Origin of the sequence: Streptomyces sp. NPDC002886 (genome assembly GCF_042888445.1) — a bacterium.
Taxonomy (GTDB): Bacteria; Actinomycetota; Actinomycetes; order Streptomycetales; family Streptomycetaceae; genus Streptomyces.
In genome coordinates this window covers 25,681-48,902 of sequence record NZ_JBIAPV010000020.1, presented here as the reverse complement: position 1 = coordinate 48,902, position 23,222 = coordinate 25,681, and the positions used below count along the sequence as shown (strand labels likewise).

Here is a 23,222-nt window from a genome sequence, read left to right as displayed (position 1 = left end):
CTTTTGTTGTCGCCGACACGACGACCGCATCGAATCCGCAGCAATCGCATGGAATGGAGAGTCCACATGGCACTCGACCCGCAGCAGCGCGCTGAGTTCGTGAACTCATACACCCGGGTTCTCATCAGCGCCTGGTCCGACGAGGCGTTCTCCGCCAAGCTCGCCTCCGAGCCGCGGACCGCGCTCGCCGAGGCCGGCCTCGAACTCCCGGCGGATGCCCAGGTCGTCATCGTCACCCAGGCCCCCGACGGCCACGAGCAGGGCAACCTGGACGTCCAGGTCGACCTGTGGGAGACGGGCCTGGAGACCGGCCGCTACGAGTTCCACATCCCCGCCACCCCGACGGTCGACGCCGTCGAGCTCAGCGAGGGTGACCTGTCCGACGTCGCCGCCGGCGTGCTCGACGCCTGCAACTACTGCTGCTGCCCCTGCTGCTGCTGCACCTGACAGGTGCGGTGCCCGCAACCCTTCCCACTCCGCTGGAGCGTCGCATGCCCAATGCGCTGACGGAACACCCCGTTTCCGTGCGCGGACTTTCCAAGCGATACGGCGACGTCCAGGCAGTACGCGACATCAGCCTCGATATTCATCGCGGCGAAGTGTTCGCACTGCTCGGGCCCAATGGCGCCGGAAAGACCACGACCGTCGACATTCTGACGGGAGTGCGCAGACGCACCGGTGGAGAAGTGCGGGTCCTCGGCCATGATCCGGCCGAGGATCCGCGGGAATGGCGGGCCAGAATAGGCGTGGTGCCGCAGACGGCGGGCGCCTACTCGGATCTGACCGTGAAAGAAGTCGTCAGGCATTTCGCCGCCATGTATCCGGCCCCGCTGCCGGTCGGCGAGGTGCTGGAGATGGTGGGGCTCGGCTCCTTCCACTCCCGCCAGGCCACCGCGCTCTCCGGTGGCCAGCAACGCCGTCTGGACGTCGCGGTCGGGGTCATCGGCGACCCCGAACTGATCTTCCTGGACGAGCCGACCACGGGGCTGGACCCGGTGGCCCGCCGCGAGGCGTGGGAGCTCGTCCGCTACTTCGCCGACCGCGGCCGTACGACCGTCCTGACCACGCACTACCTCGACGAGGCGGAGGAACTGGCCCAGCGGGCCGGCGTCGTGGTGGGCGGCCGGCTCGTCGAGTACGGGCCGCTGGCCTCGTTCGGCGGGCGCGACCAGACGCCCGCCACCGTCTCCTTCCGCCGCGGCGAAGCGCTGGCCGGCGTCGCGCTGCCCGCGCTGCCGCCCGGCACCGAGGTGGTGCGCTCCGGCCCCGGGACCGTGACGCTGCGCACCGCCGCGCCCTCGCACGCGCTGAGCCTGCTGCTGCCCTGGGCACGCGAGGCGGGCTCGCTGGAACTCCCGGACCTGCGCGTGCACCGGCCCACCCTCGAAGAGATCTACCTGAGTCTGATCGACAGGGAGAGCAGGGAGACCGCCGCATGACCGCGATCGTGCCCGAAATCAGGTCCGGGACGCCGGACTTATCCGGTACCAGGGCGATCAGCCAGGCCGAGCCCGTGTCCGCACGCCCTGCCGCGCGCGGTGCGCGAGGGTACGCGCGGGCCTGCGCGGCGCGGTCGTCGGTGGAACTGAGAGCGTTCTTCCGCAACAAGCAGTCCCTGGTGTTCACCCTGTTCTTCCCGGTGATCCTGCTCGTCGTCTTCGGCTCGATCTTCGAGGGGAAGGTCGAGGGCACCGACACGGACTTCCGGCAGGTCTTCATGGCCGGGGTGATCGCGGCGGGCGTCATGAGCACCGCGTTCTCCGGCCTGGCCATCAACGTGGCCATCGAGCGGGACACCGGCACCATCCGCCGCCTGGCCCTGACGCCGATGCCCAAGTCGGCGTACTTCGTGGGCAAGCTCGTCCGCGTGGTGGTCACCACCGTGCTGGAGACGGCCCTGCTCATCGGCATCGCCGTGACCGCGTTCGGGCTGCCCCTGCCGCAGACCGCCGAGCGGTGGAGCACCCTCGCGTGGTGCCTCGCCCTGGGCACGGCGGCCTGCGCCCTGGCCGGCACCGCCTACAGCGCGCTGATCCCCAACAGCCGGTCCGCCGCGGCCGTGGTCACACCCGTCTTCATGGTGCTGCAGTTCATCTCGGGCGTCTTCTACCCCTTCGAGAACCTGCCGCTGTGGATGCAGAACACCGCCGCCCTGTTCCCCGTGAAGTGGATGGCCCAGGGCTTCCGCTCGGTGTTCCTGCCGGACTCCTTCACCGCCGTCGAGCCGGCCGGCTCCTGGGAGCTGGGCCGCATCGCCCTGGTCCTGGCCCTCTGGGCCGTCGGCGGCCTGCTGGCGACCGGGCTGACCTTCGGCTGGCGCGGCCCGCGGGTGCGCTGAGCAGTGGTGCCGAGCAGTGGAGCCGAGCAGTGATGAGGAGAACGCGTACATGACCAAGGCCGCCGGGCTCCCCGCCCACCTCGCCCACCCCTTCAGCCCCGCCGGGCGGATCGACCCGTACCCGGCCTACGCGTGGCTACGGGCCCACGACCCCGTGCACCGCGACCCGACGACCGGCATGTGGCTGGTCACCGGGCACGCCGACTGCACGGCCCTGCTCAAGGACCCGGCCTTCTCCGCGGCCTCGGGGCAGCGCGAGCGGTCCCGGGACGACGACCTGCCGGTGTCCATGCTGACCACGGACGGCGTCGACCACACCCGGCTGCGCGCCCCCGGCGCCCTGCTGCTGGGCCCGGCCGCCCTGGCCTCCGTGGCCGACGCGATCGCCGCCGACGCCGACGCCCTGCTCGACCGGGCCGTGGAGCGCGGCATTCCCCTCGACGCCGTGGAGGAGCTGGGCGCGCCGCTGGCCACCGCCGTACTGGCCCGGCTGTTCGGCCTGCCCGAAGACGCGCGGGAGACGCTGGCCGCACTGGCCCGCGCCGCGTCCGTCAACCTCGATCCGCTCGCCCCGCCGCACATCGCGGCCCTGGGCCGCGCCGCCATGGGCGAGCTGACCCGGTTCCTCGACGCCCACACCGACCGGGTGGACCCGCACTGCCCGCTCGGCCGGCTCGCCGCCGACACCCGGCTGACCCGGCAGGAGATGCGGGGAGTCCTCGGCCTGACCGTCGTAGGAGGCTGGCAGCCGCTGGCCGAGGCCGTCGGCAACGCCCTGTACTGGCTGCTGCCGCGCCCCGGCGTACGCGCCGCCCTGCGCGCCGCCGGCCAGGACGCGGCCGAGACGGCCGTCGACGAACTGCTGCGCCTCGAAGCACCGATCCCCTTCACCGCCCGCGTCACCGTGCGCGACGCCGCGCTCCCCGGCGGGCGCATCCCGGCCGGGCAGCGGGTCCTCGCGGTGCTCGCCGCCGCCAACCGGGACCCCGCCGTCTTCGCCGACCCCGGCAGCCTGGTGTGGGACCGGCGGCCCAACCCGCACCTCGCCTTCGGCGGCGGCCCGCACTTCTGTCTGGCCGCCCGCCTGGTCAAGCAGTCCGGCGCGGTGCTGCTCGGCAGGATCGTCCGCCGCTTCCCCGAAGCCGTCATCGCCGGCCCGGACCCGCGCTGGGCGCCGTCCCTGATCCCCCGCCGCCTCACCGCTCTGCCCGTGGAACTGGGCGCGGAGGAACGGGAGGCCGGCGGACGGGAGACCGACGTACGAGGGGCCGACGTACGGGAAACGGCCGTACGGGAGGACGCGCGTGCCTGAGGTGGTCGTGATCGGAGCCGGGGTCGCCGGGCTGGCCTGTGCCCAACGCCTGGCGCAGGCCGGCGTCGACGCCCTCGTCCTGGAGGCCCGGCCCCGGATCGGCGGCCGGGTCCGCACCTTCCGCCCGGCCGACGGCGGCCCGGCGCTCGAACTCGGCGCACAGGTCGTGCACGGCGACCGGAACCCGGCCCACACCGTCCTCGGCCGGCTGCCCGCCGCGCCCCGCCCGTCGGCGGCGTACGTCGTGACCGGACGCGTCGCCCGCCCCATGGGGCTCCTCGCCCGCGGGGCGAACCCGCCGTGGCTGCTGGAGGGCAGGCTCGCCGGCTACGCCCCGGCCCCGGGCGGCCCCGGCGGCGGGCTCAGCGTCGGCGACTGGCTGGCGGCGAGCGGCGCCGCGCCCGCAGAAGCGGCCACCGCCCGCGAGTGGCTGCGCCAGACCTGGGCCGCGGACCCCGACCTGCTCGACGCCGCCGGGGTGGCGGCGGCGGTGCGCCAGGACGGGGGCGGCCACGGCGAGTTCACCGTGCCCGGCGGCCTGGACCTGCTGCCCCACACCCTCGCCGAGGGGCTGGACGTGCGCACCGGCACCCCCGTCCACCGGATCGCGGCCGACCCCGAAGGCGGCGTGCGCATCGTCACCGGTGACGGCGAACTCGCCGCGGAGCGGGCGGTCCTCGCCGTACCGCCCGCCGTGGTCGCCGGCGGCCTGCTCACCATCGACGGGCTCGGCCCCGAGAAGACCGCCGCCGCGCGGACGCTCGTACCCGGCGACGGCTTCTGCGCCGTGGTGACCCTGGCCGGCCCGGCCCCCGAAACGGCCGCCGTGTTCGACGCGGACGGCGTCGGCGGGTTCGTCTCCTGCCGGCAGGGCCGCCCCGAGGTGCTGATCGTCGCCAAGTCCGCCGCGGCCGCCTGCGTCCGGGAGGCGGCCGGGTCCGCGGCTCACCTCGCCGGGCTGCTGGCCGTGGCGCTGCCGTGGACCAGGGGCGTGGCGGTCGTGGACGCCGAGACCGCCGACTGGGCCGCGGACCCGTACAGCGGCGGGGCGTTCTGCGCGCCGGGACCCGGCACGGACCGGGCGGCCCGGGACTGGGCCCGTCCCCTGCACGGGCCCGGCGGGCGGCTGTTCTTCGCGGGAGAGGCCGCCGTGACCGGGCGGGCACTGCCGTGGCTGCAGGGCGCGTACGCCGACGGGCGGCGCGCCGCACAAGAAGTTCTGGAGGCGGGAAAGCAGTGACCGTGAACGTCCACTCGGGGTGGTACCTGGCCGCCTTCGCGTCCGAACTGGACGGCGAGGTGACCGCGTTGGACATCGGCGGACGCCGTCTGGTGGCCGTGCGCACGGAGGACCGCCTGCGCGTCCTCGATGCCGACTGCCCGCACCGCGGCGCCCATCTCGGCTACGGCGGCCGGCTCGAGGGCGGCTGCCTGGTGTGCCCCTTCCACGGGCGGCGCATCGGGCTGGGGCAGCCCTCGGGCGAGGGCAGCCGGCCCTGGGTGCGCGAGCACGAGGTCGTCGCATGCGGCGACGCCGTCTTCGTACGCCTCACCGACGGGCCGGACGACGACCGCGGGCTGCGCACCGTGCTCAAGGAACTGGCCGGCTCGATGCCGCTGGTCAAGGCGGTGGAGCGGCCCGTGGCCGCTGCCGCGGACCTCATCGTCGAGAACGCCTTCGACACCGACCACTTCACCGCTCTGCACAAGGTCCACCGGATCCGTGGCATGCGGCATTCGACCGGCGTGCACGGCGAGTTGGTGATGGACGGGGAATTCCCGATGTCGGCCTCGCCCTGGGCCGGCCGCGGCGGCGCGGGGGCGGCGGGGGCGGCGAAGCCGTACGTTCCGCGCTTCCACGCGCGCGCCTACAGCCCCGGTGTCGTCGTCACCGAGTTCGGGCCCGCCGACGAGGTGCACGTCATCGTCACCGGCGCCGTGCCCGACGGGCGCGGGGGCTGTGTCGCCCGGGTCGCCGTCGGCGTGCGCGAAGGCCGCGAGAACCAGCTGCCCATGCTGGTCGCCGGCAGCGAGCGGGCCCTCACCGAGGACATCGCCGTCTGGGAGCACCTCAACCCCCGGGTGACGCCCCGCTACGACGCGGCCGACGCGGCCGTCGTCGCGTACCGGGAGTTCTGCGCGGGCTTCGCCGAGCTCGGTGAGGGGGAGGCACCGTGACCGGGACCGCGACCGACCGGCGCCACCTCTCCCGCGACCCGCTGCCCGGCGAGCGGGAGGGCGCGTACGAGGGACTGCGCACCCTGACCTACGGCAGCGGCCCCACCGTGCTGTGGGTGCACGGCTACACCATGGACGCCACCCTGTGGCGGCCCTTGTGGCGGCTGCTCCCGGGGCTGCGCCACGTCGGCGTGGACCTGCCGGGGCACGGCGGCTCCGAGGCGCTGCGCCCCGGGCTGACCATGCCGGAACTCGCCGCGCGTGTCATGGGGTTGGCCCGGGAGCAGGAGGCCCGGCGGTGGGTGGGCCTGTCCTTCGGCTCGACCGTCGCGCTGGAGATGGCACTCGCCTACCCGGACGAGGTCGACCGCCTCGTCGTGGGGGCGCCGACCCCGGCCGGCGGACCGCCCGACCCGGCGGCCCGCAAGCGGTACATCGAGATGCTGATGCTGCGCCGGATGCGCGGGGCGGAGGCGGCCGAGCTGCTGGCCGATCTGTGGATGGCGGCGCCGCCGGACATCTTCCGGGGCACCGAGGCCCATCCGGTGCTCCGCGCCGAGCTGCGGTCCGTCGTGGCCCGCCACTCCTGGGCCGAGCTGGACAGCGGGGCGATGGCGGGGCTCAGCTCGCACGTGCACTCCGGGGAGGACCTGGCGCGCATCACGGCCTGTACGTTCGCACTAACCGGCAGCGCCGATATGCCCGCATTCCACGCCAACGCCGCTTTGCTGTCCCGGGTGGTGCCCCGCTGCCGTGCGCACGTGGTTCCCGACGCAGGTCATCTGCCCTTTCTCGAACAGCCTTGGGCGGTCGCGCCGCTGCTGCTGGATCACCTGTTGGCCTGTTAGTCACTTAATGGGCCTGTCGGTGCCCGTATAAAGTGATCAAGGGAAATAAATCGGGGGGCGGGGACACATGCCGATATTCACGCTCGAGTTCTTTGGGATGATCCTCCAAGTAATGGGGCTGGTCGAGCAGTCCGACCTCGCCTTTCACTTCGGCCGGCACCTGCTCGAGGAACGGGCGGAGCCGGTACGGAGCGCGGTGAGCCTGCATTTCGCCTCCCAGACCGGGGTGGGCCAGGTGGGGCGCGAGGTGCGCGTGCTCGACGCCGAGGGGCGCGTGCTACGCCGCTGGGCCTACCACGGCATAGGCGGAATCCCGCCAGTCCTGCCGCCCTTCGCCGTCATGCAGCACCCGTACGCGGTCGTCCAGGCCGCCGTACTGGCCAAGGGCGCCGCCGTGGTGGCGCTGGTCGGCGGCATCGGTTCGCCGCGCAACTCCGTGGCACTCGCCCTGGGTGCACGCGGGTGGCGCATGGTTTCCGGCCAGTACCTGATCGTCGACCGCGTCACCGGGGAGACACTGCCCTACCAACTGCCCCTCGAACTGCGCGGACCCGCCCTGGAGGCCGCCCGCGCCGCCGGCCTCACCGACGGCCCCGGCACCGACGTACGAACCGTCTGCTCGCCGCTCACGGGCACGTCCGTGATGGTCCGCCCGGAGCGGCTGACCGCCACGGCGGACATCCGCGAACGGCTCGGCCCGGCCACGCTGGTCCGGCTCTGCAGCAGGGGCGCGCAGCGGTCCCGGCTGGAGGACTGGCACTTCGCCGCCTCGGTGTGGCCCCCGGACGCCTCGGTGGACCCCGCCTTCAACGCCACCCCCCGGATGCGCCTTCTGCTGCCCGAGTCGGGCGCCGCCGAAGAGGCCGCCGACCTGCTCGACGGACGACTGACCGCGACCACCCCGAAGGGAACAGCGCCGTGCCCCGCCGCACCTCGTACGTTGACGGAACTCCTTGCTGGATCGACCACGTAGGCGTCGACCCCACCGGTGCCAAGGACTTCTACGCGGCCCTCTTCGGCTGGGAGTTCCGGCCCGAGGGCGGCCGGGGCTACCACCTGGTGCTGCTCGGCGGCGAGATCGTCGGCGGCCTCGGACCGAGCCCGGCCGGCCCGCGCTTCGGCTCCGCGTGGACCGTGTACCTCGCGGCGAAGGACCTCGACGGCGCGGGACGGCGGGCCGAGCGGCACGGCGCCCGCGTGGTGGTGGCGGGCGTCCCGGCCGGCGGCAACGGCCGCCTCAGCCTCGCCGTCGACCCCCTGGGCGCGGCCTTCGGGCTGTGGCGGGGCGCCCACGACGAGGGCGTGGTGGTCGTCGACGAGGCCGGCGCGCTGACCGGCGCCGCCCTGCACACGCCGCGGCCCGACGAGTCGGGCGATTTCTACCGGGAGGTCTGCGGCGCCCGGCCCCAGACCGAGAAGACGGCGGAGACGGCCGACGCGCGCTGGGTGCCGCGGTTCGGGGTGGCCGACACCGGCGCCTTCGAGCGCCTCGCCTCCGCGGCGGGCGCCCGTGTCCTCGCCCCGGGACTGCTGGCCGATCCCTGGGGAGCGGTGTTCGGCGTGACGGACGGCTTCGGCTCCGCCTAGGCCGTCTCCTTCGGCCCAGAACCCCTCACCGACCGCCGATTACGCAATCCGCCGGATACGTAATCCCCTCGCTGCGCATCCCCGCCTGTTCATTCGTGCCGCTCCTCGTGCGAAGGTCGCTTCGGCCGAAGAAATCCGATGCGAAAAATCCGCTGCGAGATGCGAGACATCCGCTGCGGAGAATTCCCGCGTTCGCGCGTGACGCACGGAATGCGGTGGAATTCCGTCGGGGAACGGGAAAGGCGAAAGCGATGGCATCCGAGATCGTGGTCATGGGCGGTGGGCCGGCCGGCTCCATTGCCGCGGCGCTGCTGGCCCGCCAGGGCAAGCGCGTGAGACTGCTGGAGCGTGCCCATTTCCCGCGCTACCACGTCGGGGAATCCGTGGCGACCTCCTGCCGGTCCATCATCGAGCTGGCCGGCGCGCTGGAGAAGGTGGAAGCACGCGGCTATCAGGTCAAGGAAGGCCTGCTGCTGCGCTGGGGCGCCGAGCGCGACTGGGTCGTCGACTGGCCCGAGATCTTCGGCACCAACGCCCAGACCTCCTGGCAGGTCGACCGCGCGGACTTCGACGACGTCCTGCTGCGCCACGCCGCCTCCCAGGGCGTCGAGGTCGTCGAGGGGGCCCAGGCCCGCAAGGTGCTCTTCGAGGACGGCCGCGCGGCGGGCGTCGAGTGGACCCACGAAGGCCGGGAGCACACCACCCGCGCCGACCACGTGATCGACGCGACCGGCCGGGCCGGCCTGCTGTCGGTGCGCCACCTCGACAACCGCACGCCCCACGACGTGTTCCGCAACGTGGCCGTCTGGGGCTACTACCAGGGCGGCACGCTGCTGCCGCGCACTCCCCGCGGCGGCATCAACGTCATCTCCGCCCCCGAGGGCTGGTACTGGGTCATCCCGCTCAAGGACGACGTGTACAGCGTCGGCTTCGTCACCCACCAGGACCACTTCCTCAAGCGAAAGCAGCGCTACCCGGCGGGCGCGGCGGGCGTGGAGGCCCTGTTCCTGGACGCCGTCGAGGAATCGGAGACCGTGCGCGAGCTGGTGTCGGACGGCGCCTTCCAGCACCACGTGCGCGTCGAGCAGGACTTCTCGTACACGGCGGACAGCTTCTGCGGGCCCGGCTACTTCCTCGCCGGCGACTCCGCGTGCTTCCTGGACCCCCTGCTGTCGACCGGCGTCCACCTCGGCATGTACAGCGGCATGCTCGCCGCCGCGTCGATCACGGCGACCGAGGCGGGCGACGTGACCGAGGACGAGGCGCTGGCCTTCTACGAGGCGCTCTACCGCAACGCGTACGCCCGCATGTTCTCGATGGTGGCCGGGTTCTACGAGCAGTACCGCGGCAAGTCCACGTACTTCTGGCTCGCCCAGCGCCTCGCCCGCGGCCGCCACCCCGAGCTGATGGCCCCCCGGGAGAGCCCGGACCCGATGCGCTCCGCGCCGGACAGCGAGGCGTTCGCGGCGCTCACCGCCGGGGTGCTGGACCTCGACGACGCGCGGCGGGCGGGTGGCGCCGGTCCGCTGCCCGCCGACGTCCTGGCCGAGCGGATGTCCGCCGGGCAGCACGACCTCGGCGGCCACGACGCGGCGACGGGGCTGTACCTGACGACCGCTCCCCGACTGGGCATAGGCCGGTCCGGCCGGTCCGCGGAGGCGGCACGCGCCTAGGGGTCGCGTCGCCTGGTGGGCGGGGCTCGGAGGCTCCGCCGACCGGGCTCCGCCCACCGGGCTTCGTCACACCGGCAGTTCCTCGCCGATCGCGCCCGCCAGTTCGTGCCGGCTGTGGATGCCGAGCTTGCGGTAGATGCGGCCCAGGTGGGTGTCGACGGTGCGCTTGCTGAGGAACAGCTTCTCCGCGACCTGCAGGCTGGAGCTGCCCCGCACCACCAGCTCGGCCACCCGTTGCTCCGCCGGGCTCAGCAGGGTGCGTTCCCGTCCCGGCCGGGGCGGCGGCATGGCGCCGCGCTGCCGGGGCGCGCCGTCCAGGATCGTGGCCGAGGCGGCCTCTTCGCCCAGGGCCTCGTACGAGGCGGCCGCCTGGGCCCGCCAGGTCACGCAGCCGGGGTGGGTGATGCCGCGCAGCGCGAGCCGGTGCCCGCAGTCGAGTAACAGGCGTACGGCGGTGGTGTGATCGCCCAGGGCGGCGGCGACGGTGCCCTGGGCCTGGAGGGACAGCGCCTTGATGAACGGGTGGGCGTCCCCGGCCGCCGGTTCGCCGGTCAGCAGGGCGGCCGCTTCGGTGGCCCGGCCCAGGCCCACGAGGGCGCGGGCCCCGGCCGCGACGGCCGCGACGGCCAGGGCGGGGGCGTTCAGCCTGCGGGCCAGGTGCAGCGCGGCCTCGGCGTCGGCGTGCGCGTCGGCGTGCTCGTCCCGGCGGTGGCGGACCTCGCTGCGCACGAGGTGGCCGAGCAGGGTGGTGGCGAGGTCGTCCGAGGCGCGCGACATGCTGATGAGCCGGTCGGCGAGGGCCGCGGCCCCGTCGAGGTCGCCGGTCCAGGTCAGGGCCAGGGCCGCGCCCACCGGGCCGGCCGCCGACGCGGGCGCCGTCCCCTCCGCGCCGGCCGGGCCGGCCGCGACCCGCAGGGCCATCCGGCGCGCGGTGCCGAGCCGTCCGCTGGCGGCGGCGGCCGCGGCGAGCGCCCCGGCGAAGACGTGCGCGGCCGGGTCGCCGGGGTCGGCGGCGGCGAGCCGGGCGGCCCGGCGCAGGCCGGAGCGGTGTCCGGTGAGCAGGGTCTGTGCGGTGAGCCGCAGCAGGTGTTCGCGCGGCGGCGCGGGCAGGGCCGCCAGTTCGCCGCAGACCCGGACGAACGGGTGGGCGCCTTCGACCCGGGAGACGAGCACGGGGGAGGCGAGCCGGGCCAGGGCCTCGGCGCGCCGGACCGTACCCAGCGGGCTGTCGGCCGCTGCGGCGGCCTGCCGGGCGCAGGCGTCGAGGTCGCGGTGGAGTTCGACGGCGCCGAGCCGCACCGTCAGATCAAGAAACGATTCTTCACGCTCGCGGGCCTCCTTCGCCGCGCTCTCGTCGCCCTCCTCCGCGGGCGCTTCGCGCTGCTCCAGCAGGGTGAGCGCACGGCGCAGGTAGCGGGCCGCGGACTCGTGGTCGCCGACCCCGGAGGCCTGGATGCCCGCGCCCCTCAGTACGTCGATCCCCCAGTCGCAGCCCGCCAGGATCAGCTGGTCCGCGGTCTGCCGGGCCGGGGCGCCGAGCCGTGCCAGTACAGCCGCGGCGCGCCCGTGCAGCACCAGCCGCTCGTGCGCCGAGACCCGGGCGAGGACCGCGGGCCGGACGGCCGTGTGCGTGAAGCGGCCGGGCACACCGGCTTCCAGGAGCCCGGCCCGTACGAGCGTTTCGCGGGCCTGCTGGTCGTGCACCTCGCCGTGCTTGGAGAGCGCGGCGCACACGGCCGGGTCGGTGTCGGGGCCCAGGACGGCCAGCTGCGTGAGCAGTTCGCTCGCGCACGGGTCGTCCTCGCCGAGCCAGGCCAGCACGGTTTCCGAGAGGGCCTGCGCCCCGATCGGCAGCACCTGGTCGGGGTCGGGCGAGCCGGGCGGCACGTGGGTGCGCCGCAGCCGGGTCACCAGGTCGTGCAGCACGAGCGGGTTTCCGTGCGCGAGGGTGTGGCAGAGCGCCGCCAGCTCCTGGTCCACGGGGCTGTCGAAGGCGCGGTCGACCAGCTCGGTCGTACAGGTCGGACACAGCGGCTCCGGCCACAGCCGCATCAGGTACGGCAGGGGCCCGAGCTGCTCCGCCACCTGGGCGGCGGCCGAGGCGGGGAGCGTGGCCACCATCAGCACCGGCAGGTCGTCGAGCCGCCGGGCGATGTACGAGAACCAGCGCAGCGAGTGCGGGTCGGCGTTGGTGAGGTCGTCGACGAGGATGGCCACCGGCCGGTCGACGGCGAGGGAGCGGGTGGTCCGCAGCAGGCCCAGCAGGGCCTCGTGGGTGGGCCCGGCCTCTCCGAGCCCGGGTCCGGGCGCGCTTCCGGGCGTGCTTCCGGGCGCGCCGTGGCCGCCGGCGCCGCCGAGCACCGGGTCGAACAGCTGGCTCACCATGCTGTAGGGGAACTGACTCTCGCTCGGATGGCAGCGCGCCCGCAGCACCAGGGTCCCGGGGGGCAGCAGCCGGGGCACCGCGTTCAGCAGCGCGGACTTCCCGATTCCGTGGGACCCGTGAATGGTGGCCACCGTCGGTCGCCCCAGTGCCAGTTCACCGACGGCACCCTGAAGGAGGCCCATCTCACGCTCGCGGTGGTACAGATCCCCGTTGGGTGAATGCATGGGGTCAATGTCGCATTCCGTCGGGGGCAGATCAAGCCAAAGGGGCAGTAGTGACAGTGCAGTTGGGCCAGCTTCTTACATGGCAACCGGACGGTTCGATTCCGTGCGCGCCACCGCGCGTCCCGCGTGTGTCCTGGTACGTATGGAACACCCCGCCGGGCTACGTATTCGAAGGCCTTCCTGCGTATCAGGTGAAGCATTTACCCGGGATCGGCCCCGTGTTTGGGTTGCCGCTGTGATGCCACGTCAGGGCTGACCGCGAGAACCAAGGGGGACAGATGGAAAAGCCGCGCCTCAAGGCCCATTTCCACGTCGAGGTGGTGGAGGGCGAGCGGGTCTTCCTCTACGCGGAGGGCCAGGACTACCTGGTGCCCGGCAAGGCGGCCGCGGCCGTGCTCCCGCACCTGGACGGCCGCAAGACCGTCATGGAGATCGTGCAGGCCCTCGCCGGCACGCTGCCCATCCCCACCGTCCTCGCGGCACTCACCCGCTTCGGCGCCGCCGGGCACCTGGCCGAGGGCCGGCCCGACCTGCCGGAGGCCACCCTCGCGTACTGGGACGCCCTGGGCATCGACCCCGCCGCCACCCTCGCCACCGCGCCCGTCACGGTCGCCACGACCGCGGGGATCGACCCCGAGCCGGTCCTCGCGGCGCTGCGGGCGCTCGGACTGACCGCCCTCACAGGCGACTTCGACACCGTGCCCGAAGAGGGCATCTCCGTCGTCCTCGTCGACGACTACCTCGACCCGGCCCTCGAAGCCCGCAACGAGCGGCAGTTGGCGGCGGCCAAGCCGTGGCTGCTGGCCCGCACCGGTGGCATCTCGCCCTGGATCGGCCCGTACCTCGACCCGGACCACACCGGCTGCTGGACCTGTCTGGCCCAGCGCCTGGCCGGCAACCGCCAGCTGGAGCGCTACCTGGCCGGCAAGCGCGGCGACTCCGTGCCCCGCCACCCGGCCCGCGCCTCCATCCCCGCCGGACCGCTGGCCGCCGCGGGCCTGATCGCCGCCGAGGCCGCCCGGATCGCCGCCACCGGCGAACCCGGCGCCCTGTGCGGGCAGATGGTCACCCTCGACCTCTCCACCCTCACCACCGACCGGCACCCGCTGATCCGCCAGCCCCAGTGCCGTTCCTGCGGCGACCCGACCCTGGTCAGCGAGCGCAGCCCCAAGATCGTCCTGGCCTCCGGCGACGCCAGCCACACCAGCGACGGCGGCTACCGCGTCACCAGCCCCGAGGCCACCCTCGCCCGCCTGGAGCGGCACATCAGCCCGCACCTCGGCGCCATCACCAAGCTGGTCTCGCACACGCCCGAGTCCAACACGCTGACCTACAGCTACGCCGCGGGCCACAACTTCGCGATGGTCAACGACAGCATGGACCTGCTGCGCCGCAACCTGCGCGGCCAGAGCGGCGGCAAGGGCCGCTCCGAGATCCAGGCGAAGGTCAGCGCCGTCTGCGAGGCCATCGAGCGCTACGCCGGCGTCTGGCGCGGCGACGAGGCCGTGCGGCGCGCCGCCTACCGCGACCTCGACCCCGCCACGGTCGTCCACCCCGCCTCCCTGCTGCACTTCTCCGAAGCGCAGGTCGCCGCCCGCGACACCTGGAACCAGGACCCCGCCAACCGCCTGCACAAGGTGCCGGACCGGTTCCCCGAGGACGTCCCGATCGACTGGACCGGCGGCTGGTCCCTCACCCACGACGAAGAGCGCCTGATCCCGGCCGCCTACTCCTGGTACGGCCACCCGGACCTCCAGGAGCACTTCTTCTGCATCGCCGACTCCAACGGCACGGCCGCCGGCAACTCCCTCGAGGAAGCGATCCTCCAGGGCCTGTGCGAGCTCACCGAGCGCGACGCCGTCGCCGTGTGGTGGTACAACCGGCTGCGCCTCCCGGCCTTCGACATGGACTCGCTCGAAGACCCGTACGTGGACCAGCTGCGCACCTACTACGGCGCCATGAACCGCGACCTGTGGATGATGGACCTCACCACCGATCTCGGCATGCCGGTGTACGTGGCCGCTTCGCGCCGCCGCCACAGCGTCGAGGACATCATGGTCGGCTTCGGCGCCCACCCGGACCCGCGCGTCGCCGCCTTCCGCGCGCTCACCGAACTCAACCAGTTCCTGCCGATGATCGAGAACCGCGACGCCGACGGGAACACCTCCTACCTCGTCGGCGACCTGGAGACCCTGACCTGGCTGAAGACGGCCACCGTCGCCGCGGAGCCCTGGCTGCTGCCGGACCCGGAGCTGCCCGCCACCAAGGTCGGCCCGCGGGCCGGGTTCGACCTCTCCGACCGCATCCGCGAGCAGGTCGAGCGGATCAAGGAGGCCGGCTCCGAGGTCATCGTCGTCGACCAGACGCGCCCCGACCTGGAGCTCAACGTCGTCAAGGTCATCGCCCCGGGCCTGCGCCACTTCTGGCGGCGGCTGGGCCCCGGCCGGCTCTACGAGGCTCCTGTCCGCATGGGCCGCCTCGCGGAGCCGCTCGCCGAGGCCGACCTGAACACCTGGAACGTCTTCTTCTGAGGCGCTCCGCATCGTCTGAAGCGCCCCGCGCGACCACCGCGCGGGGACCGGATCCTGATCCTCCGTCACACCCGCGGGCCGGGGCACGACCCGGCCCGCGCCTCATCAGGGCTGGAGCCATGACCAGTACGAGCACACTCCCGGACGAGGCCGCGCCGGCCTCCGCGGTGTCCGCCACGTACACCCTGACCAGCCGGCTGGCCCGGGGCGGCACCTTCCAGGACGGCGCGATCGCCACCCGCCTCGGCGCCGTGCGCCTGGGCGCCATCACCCCGGGCGCCCAGGCCGCGCTGCGCGCCTACGGCGAGGGCGACCGGGACGAGGCCGCGATCAGCGCGCTCGTCGTGGCCCACGACGGCGAAATGGGCCTGCTGCGCTGGCAGATGCTGCGCTCCCGGCTCGAAGCCGCGGGCCTCCTCGAACACGCGGTGGCCGGCCCGGACGGCGCTCCCGTCGCCCGCCTGGTGCCCGTCGGCCGCGGCTCCACCACCCTCAAGCCCGCCCCGCGAGGCCCCGTACGGCTGAGCCGGCACGCCCTGCTGACACCCGCCGAAGGCACCCTCGCGCTGCGCGCCCCCGGCAGCCCGCTGGCCGTGGAGCTGGCCGCCGGCGCCACCGCACTGCTCCCGCTGCTGACCACCTGGACCGAGGAGGTCCCCGCCCCGCTGGTGCGGCTGCTCGCCACCGCCGGCGCACTGGCCCCCGGCGACCCCGACGCCGACCCGCAGGCCGAGGAGCGCGGCAGCCTCCAGTGGGATCCGGTCGACTTGGCCTTCCACGCCCGGACCCGCGTCCCGGCCTCCGCGCCCGGCTACGGCGGCACCTACCGGCACGCGGACCTCTTCGGCCCCGAGCCGGTCGCGGCCCCCGCCTCCGACGGGCCGCGCGTGGCACTGCCCGTGCCCGACCTCGACGCGATCGCCGCCCGGGACCTCACCCTCACCGAGGCCATCGAGCGGCGCACCTCCACCCGCGGGCACGACCAGGAGCACCCGCTGACCCTGGACCAGCTCGCCGAGCTGCTCTACCGGACCGTCCGCATCCGCCGCACCTTCACCGGAAGCGACGGCCAGGAGCTCGCCGACCGCCCGCTGCCCAGCGGCGGAGCCGTGCACGAGCTGGAGGTCTACCCGCTGGTCACGCGTTGCGAGGGGCTGGAGCCGGGGCTGTACCGGTACGCGCCCGACCGGCACGAGCTGGAGTTCGTCAGCGCGCCGGGACCGGCCACCGCGACCCTGGTCAAGGAGGCCCGCGGCGGCTCGATGATGGAGGACGACCCGCAGGTCGTGCTCCTGGTGGCGGCCCGCTTCGGCCGCGTCATGTGGAAGTACGAGACGGTCGCCTACCCGCTGATCCTCAAGCACGTCGGCGTGCTCTACCAGACCGTCTACCTGGTGGCCACCGCGATGGGCCTGGCCGTGTGCGGGCTCGGCGGCGGCGACACCAGCGCCTTCGCCGCCGCCACCGGCCGGGACCCGCTGCTGGAGGGCACCGTCGGCGAGCTCGTCCTGGGCAGCCGCCCGGCCGGGTCCGCGAGAGGGGAGACGACGCCGTGAAATTCCGCTACCAGGCGCTGCAGCGCAAGCGGGAGCCGGACGAGCTCGACGCCGCCGTCATGCTCGCGGCCCCGCGCGGCTGGATCGCCGTCTTCGTCGTACTCATCGTGATGGCCGGGGCCTGCGTGTGGGCGGTGGTCGCCCGGCTCGACGTCACCGTCGCCGCCCCGGGCGTCCTGACCCACCCCGGCGGCACCAGTCAGGTCCAGAGCCCGTACACCGGCATGGCGCAGGACCTCCTGGTCCGCCCGGCCGACGAGGTCCGCGCCGGGCAGCCGGTCGCCCGCCTCGCCGACGAGGCCGGGAAGATCCACACGATCACCAGCCCGTTCGCCGGCAAGGTCATCAGCGCCCCGCTCACCACCGGCCAGTTCGTCCCGGCCGGGGCCACCGTCGCCACCGTCGAGCGCACCGACCTGCCCGGCGACCGCCTCGTCGCGCTCGTCTTCGTACCCGCCGACCGGGCCGCCCGCCTCGTGCCCGGCCGCCCCGTCGACCTGAACGTGTCGACCGCTCCCCCGGCCGTGTTCGGCCTGCTGCGCGGCACGGTCACCCGTGTCGACCCGTACCCGCTGACCCGCGAGGGCCTCGCGGCGATCGTCGGCGGCGAGCTGGCGGCCCAGAGCTTCGAGCAGGACCAGGCGCCGCGCCTGGTCACCGTCGACCTGATCCCCGCAGCGGGCTCCGCCTCCGGCTACGCCTGGAGCTCCGCCAAGCCTCCGCCCATCCGGCTCAGCTCGCAGACCTCCGTGTCCGCCTCCATCGAGCTGCGCACGCAGTCGCCGTTCGACCTGGTGCTGGGGCGCTGAGCGGTGGCCCCGACGCCGCCGACGCCGAGACAACCGACGCCAAGCTGAGGAAACGGCAGCCATGAGCGACACGAAGATCCGGCCCCCCGTGGCCGCCGCCTCCCGCCGGGACGCCCGCCGCACCAAGCGCACCGCGGCCCGGAGCCGCCGCTGGGCCCGGCGCCGCGCGCACCGGGTGCCCACCGTCCTGCAGATGGAATCGGTGGAGTGCGGCGCGGCCAGTCTGTCGATGATCCTCGCCCACTACGGACGGCACGTCCCGCTGGAGGAGCTGCGCGCCCTGTGCGGCGTCTCCCGGGACGGCGCCCGCGCGAGTTCCGTGCTGGCCGCGGCCCGCTCGTTCGGGCTCGTCGCCAAGGGCTTCCAGGCGGAGACCCACCAGCTGGAGGAGAAGCTCCGGGTCGGGCCGGTCATGATCTTCTGGGCGTTCCAGCACTTCATGGTGGTCGAGGGCATCACCACCCGGTTCGGCCGCACCCAGGTCGCCGTCAACGACCCGGCCAGCGGCCCCCGTCTGATGGAGTGGTCCGAGTTCGACTCCGGGTACACCGGCATCGTCCTCACCTTCGAACGCGGCCCCGACTTCACGCCCGGCGGCCGCCGCAGCAGCACCGCCGCCGCCCTCCTGGACCGCCGCCTGCCGTCCGGGCGCGCCCTGCCCCTGGTGCTGCTGGCCAGCCTGCTGCTGGTGGTGCCGGGCATCATCGGCGCCGCCTACTCGCGGGTCTTCCTCGACCGGGTGCTCGTCTCCGACTCGCCCACGGCCGTGCTGCCGCTGGTCCTGGCGATGCTCGTGACGGCCGTGATGGTCTTCGTCCTGACCTCCGTGCAGCAGCACTACCTGCTGCGCATGGAGATCCGTACCGGACTGGTGGCGTCGGCGCGCTTCTTCCGCCATCTGCTGCGGCTGCCCATCGAGTTCTTCCTGCAGCGCCGCCCGGCCGAGGTCGCCCGACGCGTCGCGAGCAACGACACCGTCGCGATGATCCTCTCGCGCGACGTCGCCGCCACCACCATCAACAGCGTGCTCGTCGTCTTCTACGGCGCCCTGATGGTCCGCTACGACGTCCTGCTCGGCCTGCTGGGCCTGGCCACCGCCGCCTTCAACGTGCTGGTCCTGCAACTGGTCTCGCGCACCCGCAAGGACGCCGTGGACGCGCTGCGCGCCGACCGCGGCAACCTGATCGGCACCACCTTCGCGACCCTGTCCACCATCGAGTCCGTCAAGGCGACCGGCGCCGAGCCCGACGCCTTCACCCGCTGGGCCGGCTTCCTCGCCAAGGTCACCACCGCCCAGCAGCGGCTCGGGCAGACCACCGCGATGCTGACGGTCCTGCCGCCCCTGCTGGCCGTCGTCAACATCGGCGTCATGCTGCTCGTCGGCGGCCTGCGGGTGGCCGACGGCACCCTCAGCGTCGGCATCCTGGTCACCTTCCAGACCCTGCTGGCGGCGCTCAGCCGCCCCGTCACCCAGCTCACCAACCTGGGCAGCCGGCTCCAGGAGATGAACGCCGACCTCAAGCGCATCCACGACGTGGAGAAGTACCCGCAGGCCCGGGGCTTCCAGCCCGCGGCGGCCGGAACGGGCGGTCTGCCGGACGGCCTGCCGGACGACGTCCCCGCCCACCGGCACGACCTCCCGGCCAACCGGCTCGACGGCGAACTCACCCTGGACAACGTCACCTTCGGCTACGGCCCGCTCTCCGACCCCGTCGTCACCACGCTCAGCCTCACCGTCACCCCCGGCTCCCGCACCGCGATCGTCGGCGGCTCCGGCAGCGGCAAGTCCACCGTGGGCCGGCTCGTGACCGGCCTGTACGAGCCGCGCTCGGGACAGATACTCATCAGCGGACAGCCCCGCGAGGAGATCCCCCGTACCGTCCTCGCCGCCTCCATGGCCTACGTCGACCAGGACATCGCGCTCTTCGCCGGCACGGTCCGCGACAACCTGACCCTGTGGGACGACACCGTGCCCGACGAGGTCGTCCTCGCCGCCCTCCAGGACGCCGCCGTCTTCGACGAGGTCATGTCCCGGCCCGGCGGCATCAACGCCAGGGTGTGCGAACAGGGCAGCAACTTCAGCGGCGGCCAGCGCCAGCGCCTGGAACTCGCCCGCGCGCTCGCCTCCCGCCCCACCCTGCTCGTCCTCGACGAGGCCACCAGCGCGCTCGACCCGGCGACCGAGCGCACCGTCATGGACAACCTGCGCCGCCGCGGCTGCGCCTGCCTGATCATCGCCCACCGGCTGTCGACCGTACGCGACGCCGACGAGATCATCGTGCTCGACCGGGGCGTCATCGCCGAACGCGGCACGCACGAGGAACTGGTCGCCGCCCAGGGCAGTTACGCCGCCCTGTTCGACGCCAGCCGCTCCGAGGAGAAGGACACGTTGTGAGCACTCCTTCCGCCGCGGGCTCCCCCGCGGCCGCCCCCGCCCGGACCTTCTGCCTCGACGACCCCACCACCCTGCTGTACGTGGAATCCGGCGCGGCCGACCTGTTCGCCGTGGACCGCGGAGCGGACGGCGGCGACGGTGGGGAACACGGCCGGCGCTACTTCCTGTGCCGCGCCGAGGCCGGCATGCTCGTGGTGTGCGGCACCGGCGGCGAGAGCCGCCACACCGTCATCGCCCGGCCCGTGCTCGACGCCCGGCTCACCCGGCTGCCGCTGTCCCTCCTCGACCAGATCCGCCAGGGCCGGGCCACACTGCCCCGGACGGTCGGCGAGCCCCCTGCCGCACTCGACCACGCCCGGCTCCTCGCCGGCCTGACCTCCGGGCTCACCGCCCTCGCCGACGCGCTCCCCGGCGCCCTCGCGCCCCGCCAGTTCACCTCCCTGAGCACCACCGACGGCACCGAACTCGGCAAGGGCGACGTGGCCCGCTCCGTCGACGGGGTGCAGTTCGTCCGCGTGGAGTCCGGCCTCCTCGACCCGGGCGACCCGGCCACCGAGGGCGCCGACGCGGAGGGGGAAGAGGAGACCGGCGCACTGGAGCCCGTCGGCCCCGGCGCGGAGCTCATCCTGACCGAGCAGGACTGGGTCCGGGCCCGCGGAGACGCCCGCCTCACCACCGCCTCCCTCCTCTCCGTCTACCGCGAGGGCCGGCTGACGCACGCGCTGACAGAGCACTCCGCCCGGCTGCGCACCACCGTCGACCACCGCATCGCCGTCCAGCGGGCCCGCGAGCGCGCCGAACTCGCCGCGCGCCGCGCCCAGGACGGGAAGGTGCTGTCGTCCGCCGTCCGCACCTTCGACGCGGTGCTGCACGACACCGGCACGCGCCTGAAGCTCGCCGACGTCGCCGACGACGAGCCGATGCTCGCCGCCGTCCGGCTGGTCGCCTCCCGGCAGGGCTTCTCGGTCCGCCCCCCGGTCCGGAGCCCCGGCCCGGGCCGCCGCAGCGCCGCCCAAGACCTGCGGGCCATCGCACTGGCCTCCGGCTTCCGCACCCGGGGCATCCGGCTGGAGGACCGCTGGTGGACCCGCGACGTGGGGCCGGTGCTCGGCTACCACGTCACGGGCCGGCCCGTCGCGCTGCTGCCCCTCGGCCAGGGCTACGTACTCGTCGACGAGGGCCGGGTGTCCCTGCTCGACGCCGGTACGGCCGCCCGGCTGCGCCCCGCCGCCGTCGTGCTGTACCGGCCGCTGCCCACGGCCGTGCGCGACGTCCCCAGCCTGCTGCGCTTCGGCCTCTCGCCCTCCCTGGGGCACGGCCGGGACCTGGCCCGGCTCGCCCTCACCGGCGTATTCGTCGCCCTGATCGGCCTGATCATCCCGGTCATGACCGGCAAGGTGCTCGGCGAGTTCGTGGCGGACGCCGACCGGAACCTGATCGTGCAGGGGTCCCTGGTCGTCATCGGCTCGGGCCTGGTGACCGCCGCGCTGTCCGTCGTACAGAACCTCGCCGTCCTACGGCTGGAGAGCCGCACCGGCGCCGCCATGCAGGCCGGGCTGTGGAACCGGCTGCTGTCCCTGCCGGCCGCGTTCTTCACCCGCTATTCCACCGGCGAACTGGGCACCACCGTGCTCGGTGTCACCGCCGCCCAGGAACTCCTGTCCGGGATGCTCACCACGGCCACCCTGGCCCTGCTGACCGGCCTCGCCAACCTGGCCCTCGTCTTCTGGTACGACCTGACCCTGGCCCTGGTCGCCGCCGGTCTCACCGCCGTCGGCGTACTGTTCGCCGCCGCGGCCGGGCGGCTCCAACTGCGCTGGGCCCGGCGCGAGTACACGCACGAGCAGGCGATGTCCGCGATGGTCTTCCAGATGCTCACCGCCATGCCGAAGCTACGGGTGGCCGCCGCCGAGGAGCGGGCCTTCGCCGAGTGGACCCGGCTGGCCGCCCGCGGCCACGGCCTGTCCGCCCGCGTCCGCCGGGTGCAGAACAGCGTGACCACCTTCAACGCCGGTTTCCCCCTGGTGTGTTCGGCGGTCGTCTTCGGGGTGACCGCGGGCCCCCTGCACGGGGAGGTCCCGCTCGCCACCTTCCTGCCGTTCTTCGCAGCCTTCAACCTGCTGCTCTCGGCGGGCCTGCAGTTCACCGCCTCCGCCGTGACCGCCGTGGGCACCGTGCCGATGCTGGAGCGGCTGAAGCCCATCCTCGAAGCGGAGCCGGAGAACGACGGCACCAAGGTCGACCCCGGCGACCTGTCCGGCCGGATCGCCGTCTCACACCTGTCGTTCCGCTACGGCCAGGACGGCCCGCTCGTCCTCGACGACGTCAGCCTCACCGTGCTGCCGGGCGAGTTCATCGCCGTCGTCGGAGCCTCCGGCAGCGGCAAGTCCACCCTGCTGCGACTGCTGCTGGGCTTCGAGACCCCCATGTCCGGCAGCCTGCTGTACGACGGCCAGGACCTCGCCGAACTGGACGTCTCGGCGGTCCGCCGGCAGTGCGGCGTGGTGCTGCAGAACGGCTCGCTCCAGGCCGGCGACATCCTCGCCAACATCGTCGGCTCCGGCGGCCACACCCTCGACGACGCCTGGGCGGCCGCCGAGATGACGGGCCTGGCCGACGACATCCGGGCCATGCCGATGAGCATGAACACCGTGCTCTCCGAGGGCACCAACACGCTCTCCGGCGGCCAGCGCCAGCGCCTGATGATCGCCCGCGCCCTGGTGGCACGGCCGCGCCTGGTCTTCTTCGACGAGGCGACCAGCGCCCTCGACAATCCCACGCAGGGACTGGTCGCCGAGAGCACGCGCCGCCTGAACGCCACCCGGATCGTCATCGCGCACCGGCTGTCCACCGTGGTCGACGCGGACCGCATCGTGGTCATGGACCGGGGCCGGGTCGTCCAGCAGGGCACGTACGAGGAGCTCATGGCGGACACGCACGGACTCTTCGCCCGGCTGGCGGGCCCGCAGATGGCCGACGCGGCGAACCGGCCCTGAGCAGACTTGATATGACGACCGGTCAGTCAGGGGCGGATCTCGGCCATCGGTGCGACCCGCCCCCCTTCGAACCGCTCACGGCAACCACTGCCAGGTGAGATGATCCTTCCGGAACTACGCGCTCCACGACCAATCCGCTCGCCGCGCACACGACGCGCGGCCGGGTACGACCGACCAATCGAGCAGGGGGACCCACCCATGTCACAAGGTCCGAAGACAGCCGCCACCAACCTGAACGTGCTGCTGCCCGTGGCGTACGCGCTGGCCGTCGTCGTCACCGCGAGCCTCGCCTCCGGCACGGTCACCACCGCCGTCGCCGTGGGCGGCGGGGTGCTGCTGGGCCTCTGGTTCGCCTTCGGCCGCCGCGCCACCCGCGGCTGACGCGGCCG

General features: G+C 73.9%; 17 protein-coding genes. 16 read left to right on the top strand and 1 reads right to left on the bottom strand.

What is annotated here, in order from left to right:
• The first annotated feature begins 66 nt into the window (after window positions 1-66).
• The 10 genes from ACFYYB_RS41610 (at window position 67) to ACFYYB_RS41565 (ending at window position 9,936) form a co-directional block, all read left to right on the top strand.
• Window positions 67-447 carry a hypothetical protein gene (locus tag ACFYYB_RS41610; RefSeq protein WP_389443855.1) on the top strand — a complete coding sequence of 127 codons (381 nt, stop codon included), beginning with the start codon at window positions 67-69 and terminating at the stop codon, window positions 445-447.
• Between the two features lie 44 nt (window positions 448-491).
• On the top strand, window positions 492-1,439 hold the full coding sequence (locus ACFYYB_RS41605; protein WP_389443854.1) for an ABC transporter ATP-binding protein: 948 nt from the start codon (window positions 492-494) through the stop codon (window positions 1,437-1,439).
• Window positions 1,440-1,579: 140 nt separating this feature from the next.
• The gene (locus tag ACFYYB_RS41600; RefSeq protein WP_389443853.1) at window positions 1,580-2,338 is read left to right on the top strand and encodes an ABC transporter permease; all 759 of its coding nucleotides are present in this window, start codon (window positions 1,580-1,582) and stop codon (window positions 2,336-2,338) included.
• Window positions 2,339-2,387: 49 nt separating this feature from the next.
• Window positions 2,388-3,650: a cytochrome P450 gene (locus ACFYYB_RS41595; RefSeq protein WP_389443852.1), complete on the top strand. Its 1,263-nt coding sequence runs from the start codon at window positions 2,388-2,390 to the stop codon at window positions 3,648-3,650.
• Window positions 3,643-4,890, top strand: coding sequence for a flavin monoamine oxidase family protein (locus tag ACFYYB_RS41590; protein WP_389443851.1), 1,248 nt, complete (start codon window positions 3,643-3,645; stop codon window positions 4,888-4,890). Before ACFYYB_RS41595 ends, ACFYYB_RS41590 begins: the two co-directional genes overlap by 8 nt.
• Window positions 4,887-5,828, top strand: coding sequence for a Rieske 2Fe-2S domain-containing protein (locus ACFYYB_RS41585; protein WP_389443849.1), 942 nt, complete (start codon window positions 4,887-4,889; stop codon window positions 5,826-5,828). The genes ACFYYB_RS41590 and ACFYYB_RS41585 overlap by 4 nt, the downstream gene beginning before the upstream one ends.
• Window positions 5,825-6,676 (top strand): alpha/beta fold hydrolase, encoded by an 852-nt coding sequence (locus ACFYYB_RS41580; protein WP_389443847.1) that lies wholly within the window; start codon window positions 5,825-5,827, stop codon window positions 6,674-6,676. Before ACFYYB_RS41585 ends, ACFYYB_RS41580 begins: the two co-directional genes overlap by 4 nt.
• A gap of 97 nt (window positions 6,677-6,773) precedes the next feature.
• Window positions 6,774-7,649, top strand: coding sequence for a hypothetical protein (locus ACFYYB_RS41575; RefSeq protein WP_389443845.1), 876 nt, complete (start codon window positions 6,774-6,776; stop codon window positions 7,647-7,649).
• Window positions 7,595-8,263 (top strand): VOC family protein, encoded by a 669-nt coding sequence (locus tag ACFYYB_RS41570; RefSeq protein WP_389443843.1) that lies wholly within the window; start codon window positions 7,595-7,597, stop codon window positions 8,261-8,263. Before ACFYYB_RS41575 ends, ACFYYB_RS41570 begins: the two co-directional genes overlap by 55 nt.
• A 251-nt stretch (window positions 8,264-8,514) precedes the next feature.
• Window positions 8,515-9,936, top strand: coding sequence for an NAD(P)/FAD-dependent oxidoreductase (locus ACFYYB_RS41565; protein WP_389443841.1), 1,422 nt, complete (start codon window positions 8,515-8,517; stop codon window positions 9,934-9,936).
• Between the two features lie 66 nt (window positions 9,937-10,002).
• Here the strand turns inward: ACFYYB_RS41565 and ACFYYB_RS41560 are convergent, their stop codons facing one another.
• Complete coding sequence (locus ACFYYB_RS41560) at window positions 10,003-12,546, bottom strand: AAA family ATPase (protein ID WP_389443839.1); 2,544 nt, start codon at window positions 12,544-12,546, stop codon at window positions 10,003-10,005.
• A 278-nt stretch (window positions 12,547-12,824) separates the two neighbouring features.
• Between ACFYYB_RS41560 and ACFYYB_RS41555 the strand changes: the two genes are divergently transcribed.
• The 6 genes from ACFYYB_RS41555 to ACFYYB_RS41530 all read left to right on the top strand — a co-directional run bounded on the left by ACFYYB_RS41555 (window position 12,825) and on the right by ACFYYB_RS41530 (window position 23,214).
• A complete protein-coding gene (locus tag ACFYYB_RS41555; protein ID WP_389443837.1) occupies window positions 12,825-15,077 on the top strand; it encodes a TOMM precursor leader peptide-binding protein in 2,253 nt (750 codons plus the stop codon).
• 119 nt (window positions 15,078-15,196) lie between these two features.
• The gene (locus tag ACFYYB_RS41550; protein ID WP_389443834.1) at window positions 15,197-16,633 is read left to right on the top strand and encodes a SagB family peptide dehydrogenase; all 1,437 of its coding nucleotides are present in this window, start codon (window positions 15,197-15,199) and stop codon (window positions 16,631-16,633) included.
• Window positions 16,630-17,442 carry an HlyD family efflux transporter periplasmic adaptor subunit gene (locus ACFYYB_RS41545; protein WP_389443832.1) on the top strand — a complete coding sequence of 271 codons (813 nt, stop codon included), beginning with the start codon at window positions 16,630-16,632 and terminating at the stop codon, window positions 17,440-17,442. Before ACFYYB_RS41550 ends, ACFYYB_RS41545 begins: the two co-directional genes overlap by 4 nt.
• Window positions 17,443-17,503: 61 nt before the next feature.
• The gene (locus ACFYYB_RS41540) at window positions 17,504-19,837 is read left to right on the top strand and encodes an NHLP family bacteriocin export ABC transporter peptidase/permease/ATPase subunit (protein ID WP_389443830.1); all 2,334 of its coding nucleotides are present in this window, start codon (window positions 17,504-17,506) and stop codon (window positions 19,835-19,837) included.
• Window positions 19,834-22,833 (top strand): NHLP bacteriocin export ABC transporter permease/ATPase subunit, encoded by a 3,000-nt coding sequence (locus tag ACFYYB_RS41535; RefSeq protein ID WP_389443828.1) that lies wholly within the window; start codon window positions 19,834-19,836, stop codon window positions 22,831-22,833. Before ACFYYB_RS41540 ends, ACFYYB_RS41535 begins: the two co-directional genes overlap by 4 nt.
• A 198-nt stretch (window positions 22,834-23,031) precedes the next feature.
• Entirely contained in the window at window positions 23,032-23,214 is a 183-nt protein-coding gene (locus ACFYYB_RS41530) for a hypothetical protein (RefSeq protein ID WP_327305514.1), read from the top strand.
• Window positions 23,215-23,222: the final 8 nt, after the last annotated feature.

What these genes read in the sequence shown, in the direction of transcription:
- ACFYYB_RS41610 (WP_389443855.1), top strand. Translation starts at nt 67, where the DNA reads ATGGCACTCGACCCGCAGCAGCGCGCTGAGTTCGTGAACTCATACACC.
- ACFYYB_RS41605 (WP_389443854.1), top strand. Translation starts at nt 492, where the DNA reads ATGCCCAATGCGCTGACGGAACACCCCGTTTCCGTGCGCGGACTTTCC.
- ACFYYB_RS41595 (WP_389443852.1), top strand. Translation starts at nt 2,388, where the DNA reads ATGACCAAGGCCGCCGGGCTCCCCGCCCACCTCGCCCACCCCTTCAGC.
- ACFYYB_RS41575 (WP_389443845.1), top strand. Translation starts at nt 6,774, where the DNA reads ATGATCCTCCAAGTAATGGGGCTGGTCGAGCAGTCCGACCTCGCCTTT.
- ACFYYB_RS41565 (WP_389443841.1), top strand. Translation starts at nt 8,515, where the DNA reads ATGGCATCCGAGATCGTGGTCATGGGCGGTGGGCCGGCCGGCTCCATT.
- ACFYYB_RS41560 (WP_389443839.1), bottom strand. Translation starts at nt 12,546, where the DNA reads ATGCATTCACCCAACGGGGATCTGTACCACCGCGAGCGTGAGATGGGC.
- ACFYYB_RS41555 (WP_389443837.1), top strand. Translation starts at nt 12,825, where the DNA reads ATGGAAAAGCCGCGCCTCAAGGCCCATTTCCACGTCGAGGTGGTGGAG.
- ACFYYB_RS41550 (WP_389443834.1), top strand. Translation starts at nt 15,197, where the DNA reads ATGACCAGTACGAGCACACTCCCGGACGAGGCCGCGCCGGCCTCCGCG.
- ACFYYB_RS41540 (WP_389443830.1), top strand. Translation starts at nt 17,504, where the DNA reads ATGAGCGACACGAAGATCCGGCCCCCCGTGGCCGCCGCCTCCCGCCGG.
- ACFYYB_RS41530 (WP_327305514.1), top strand. Translation starts at nt 23,032, where the DNA reads ATGTCACAAGGTCCGAAGACAGCCGCCACCAACCTGAACGTGCTGCTG.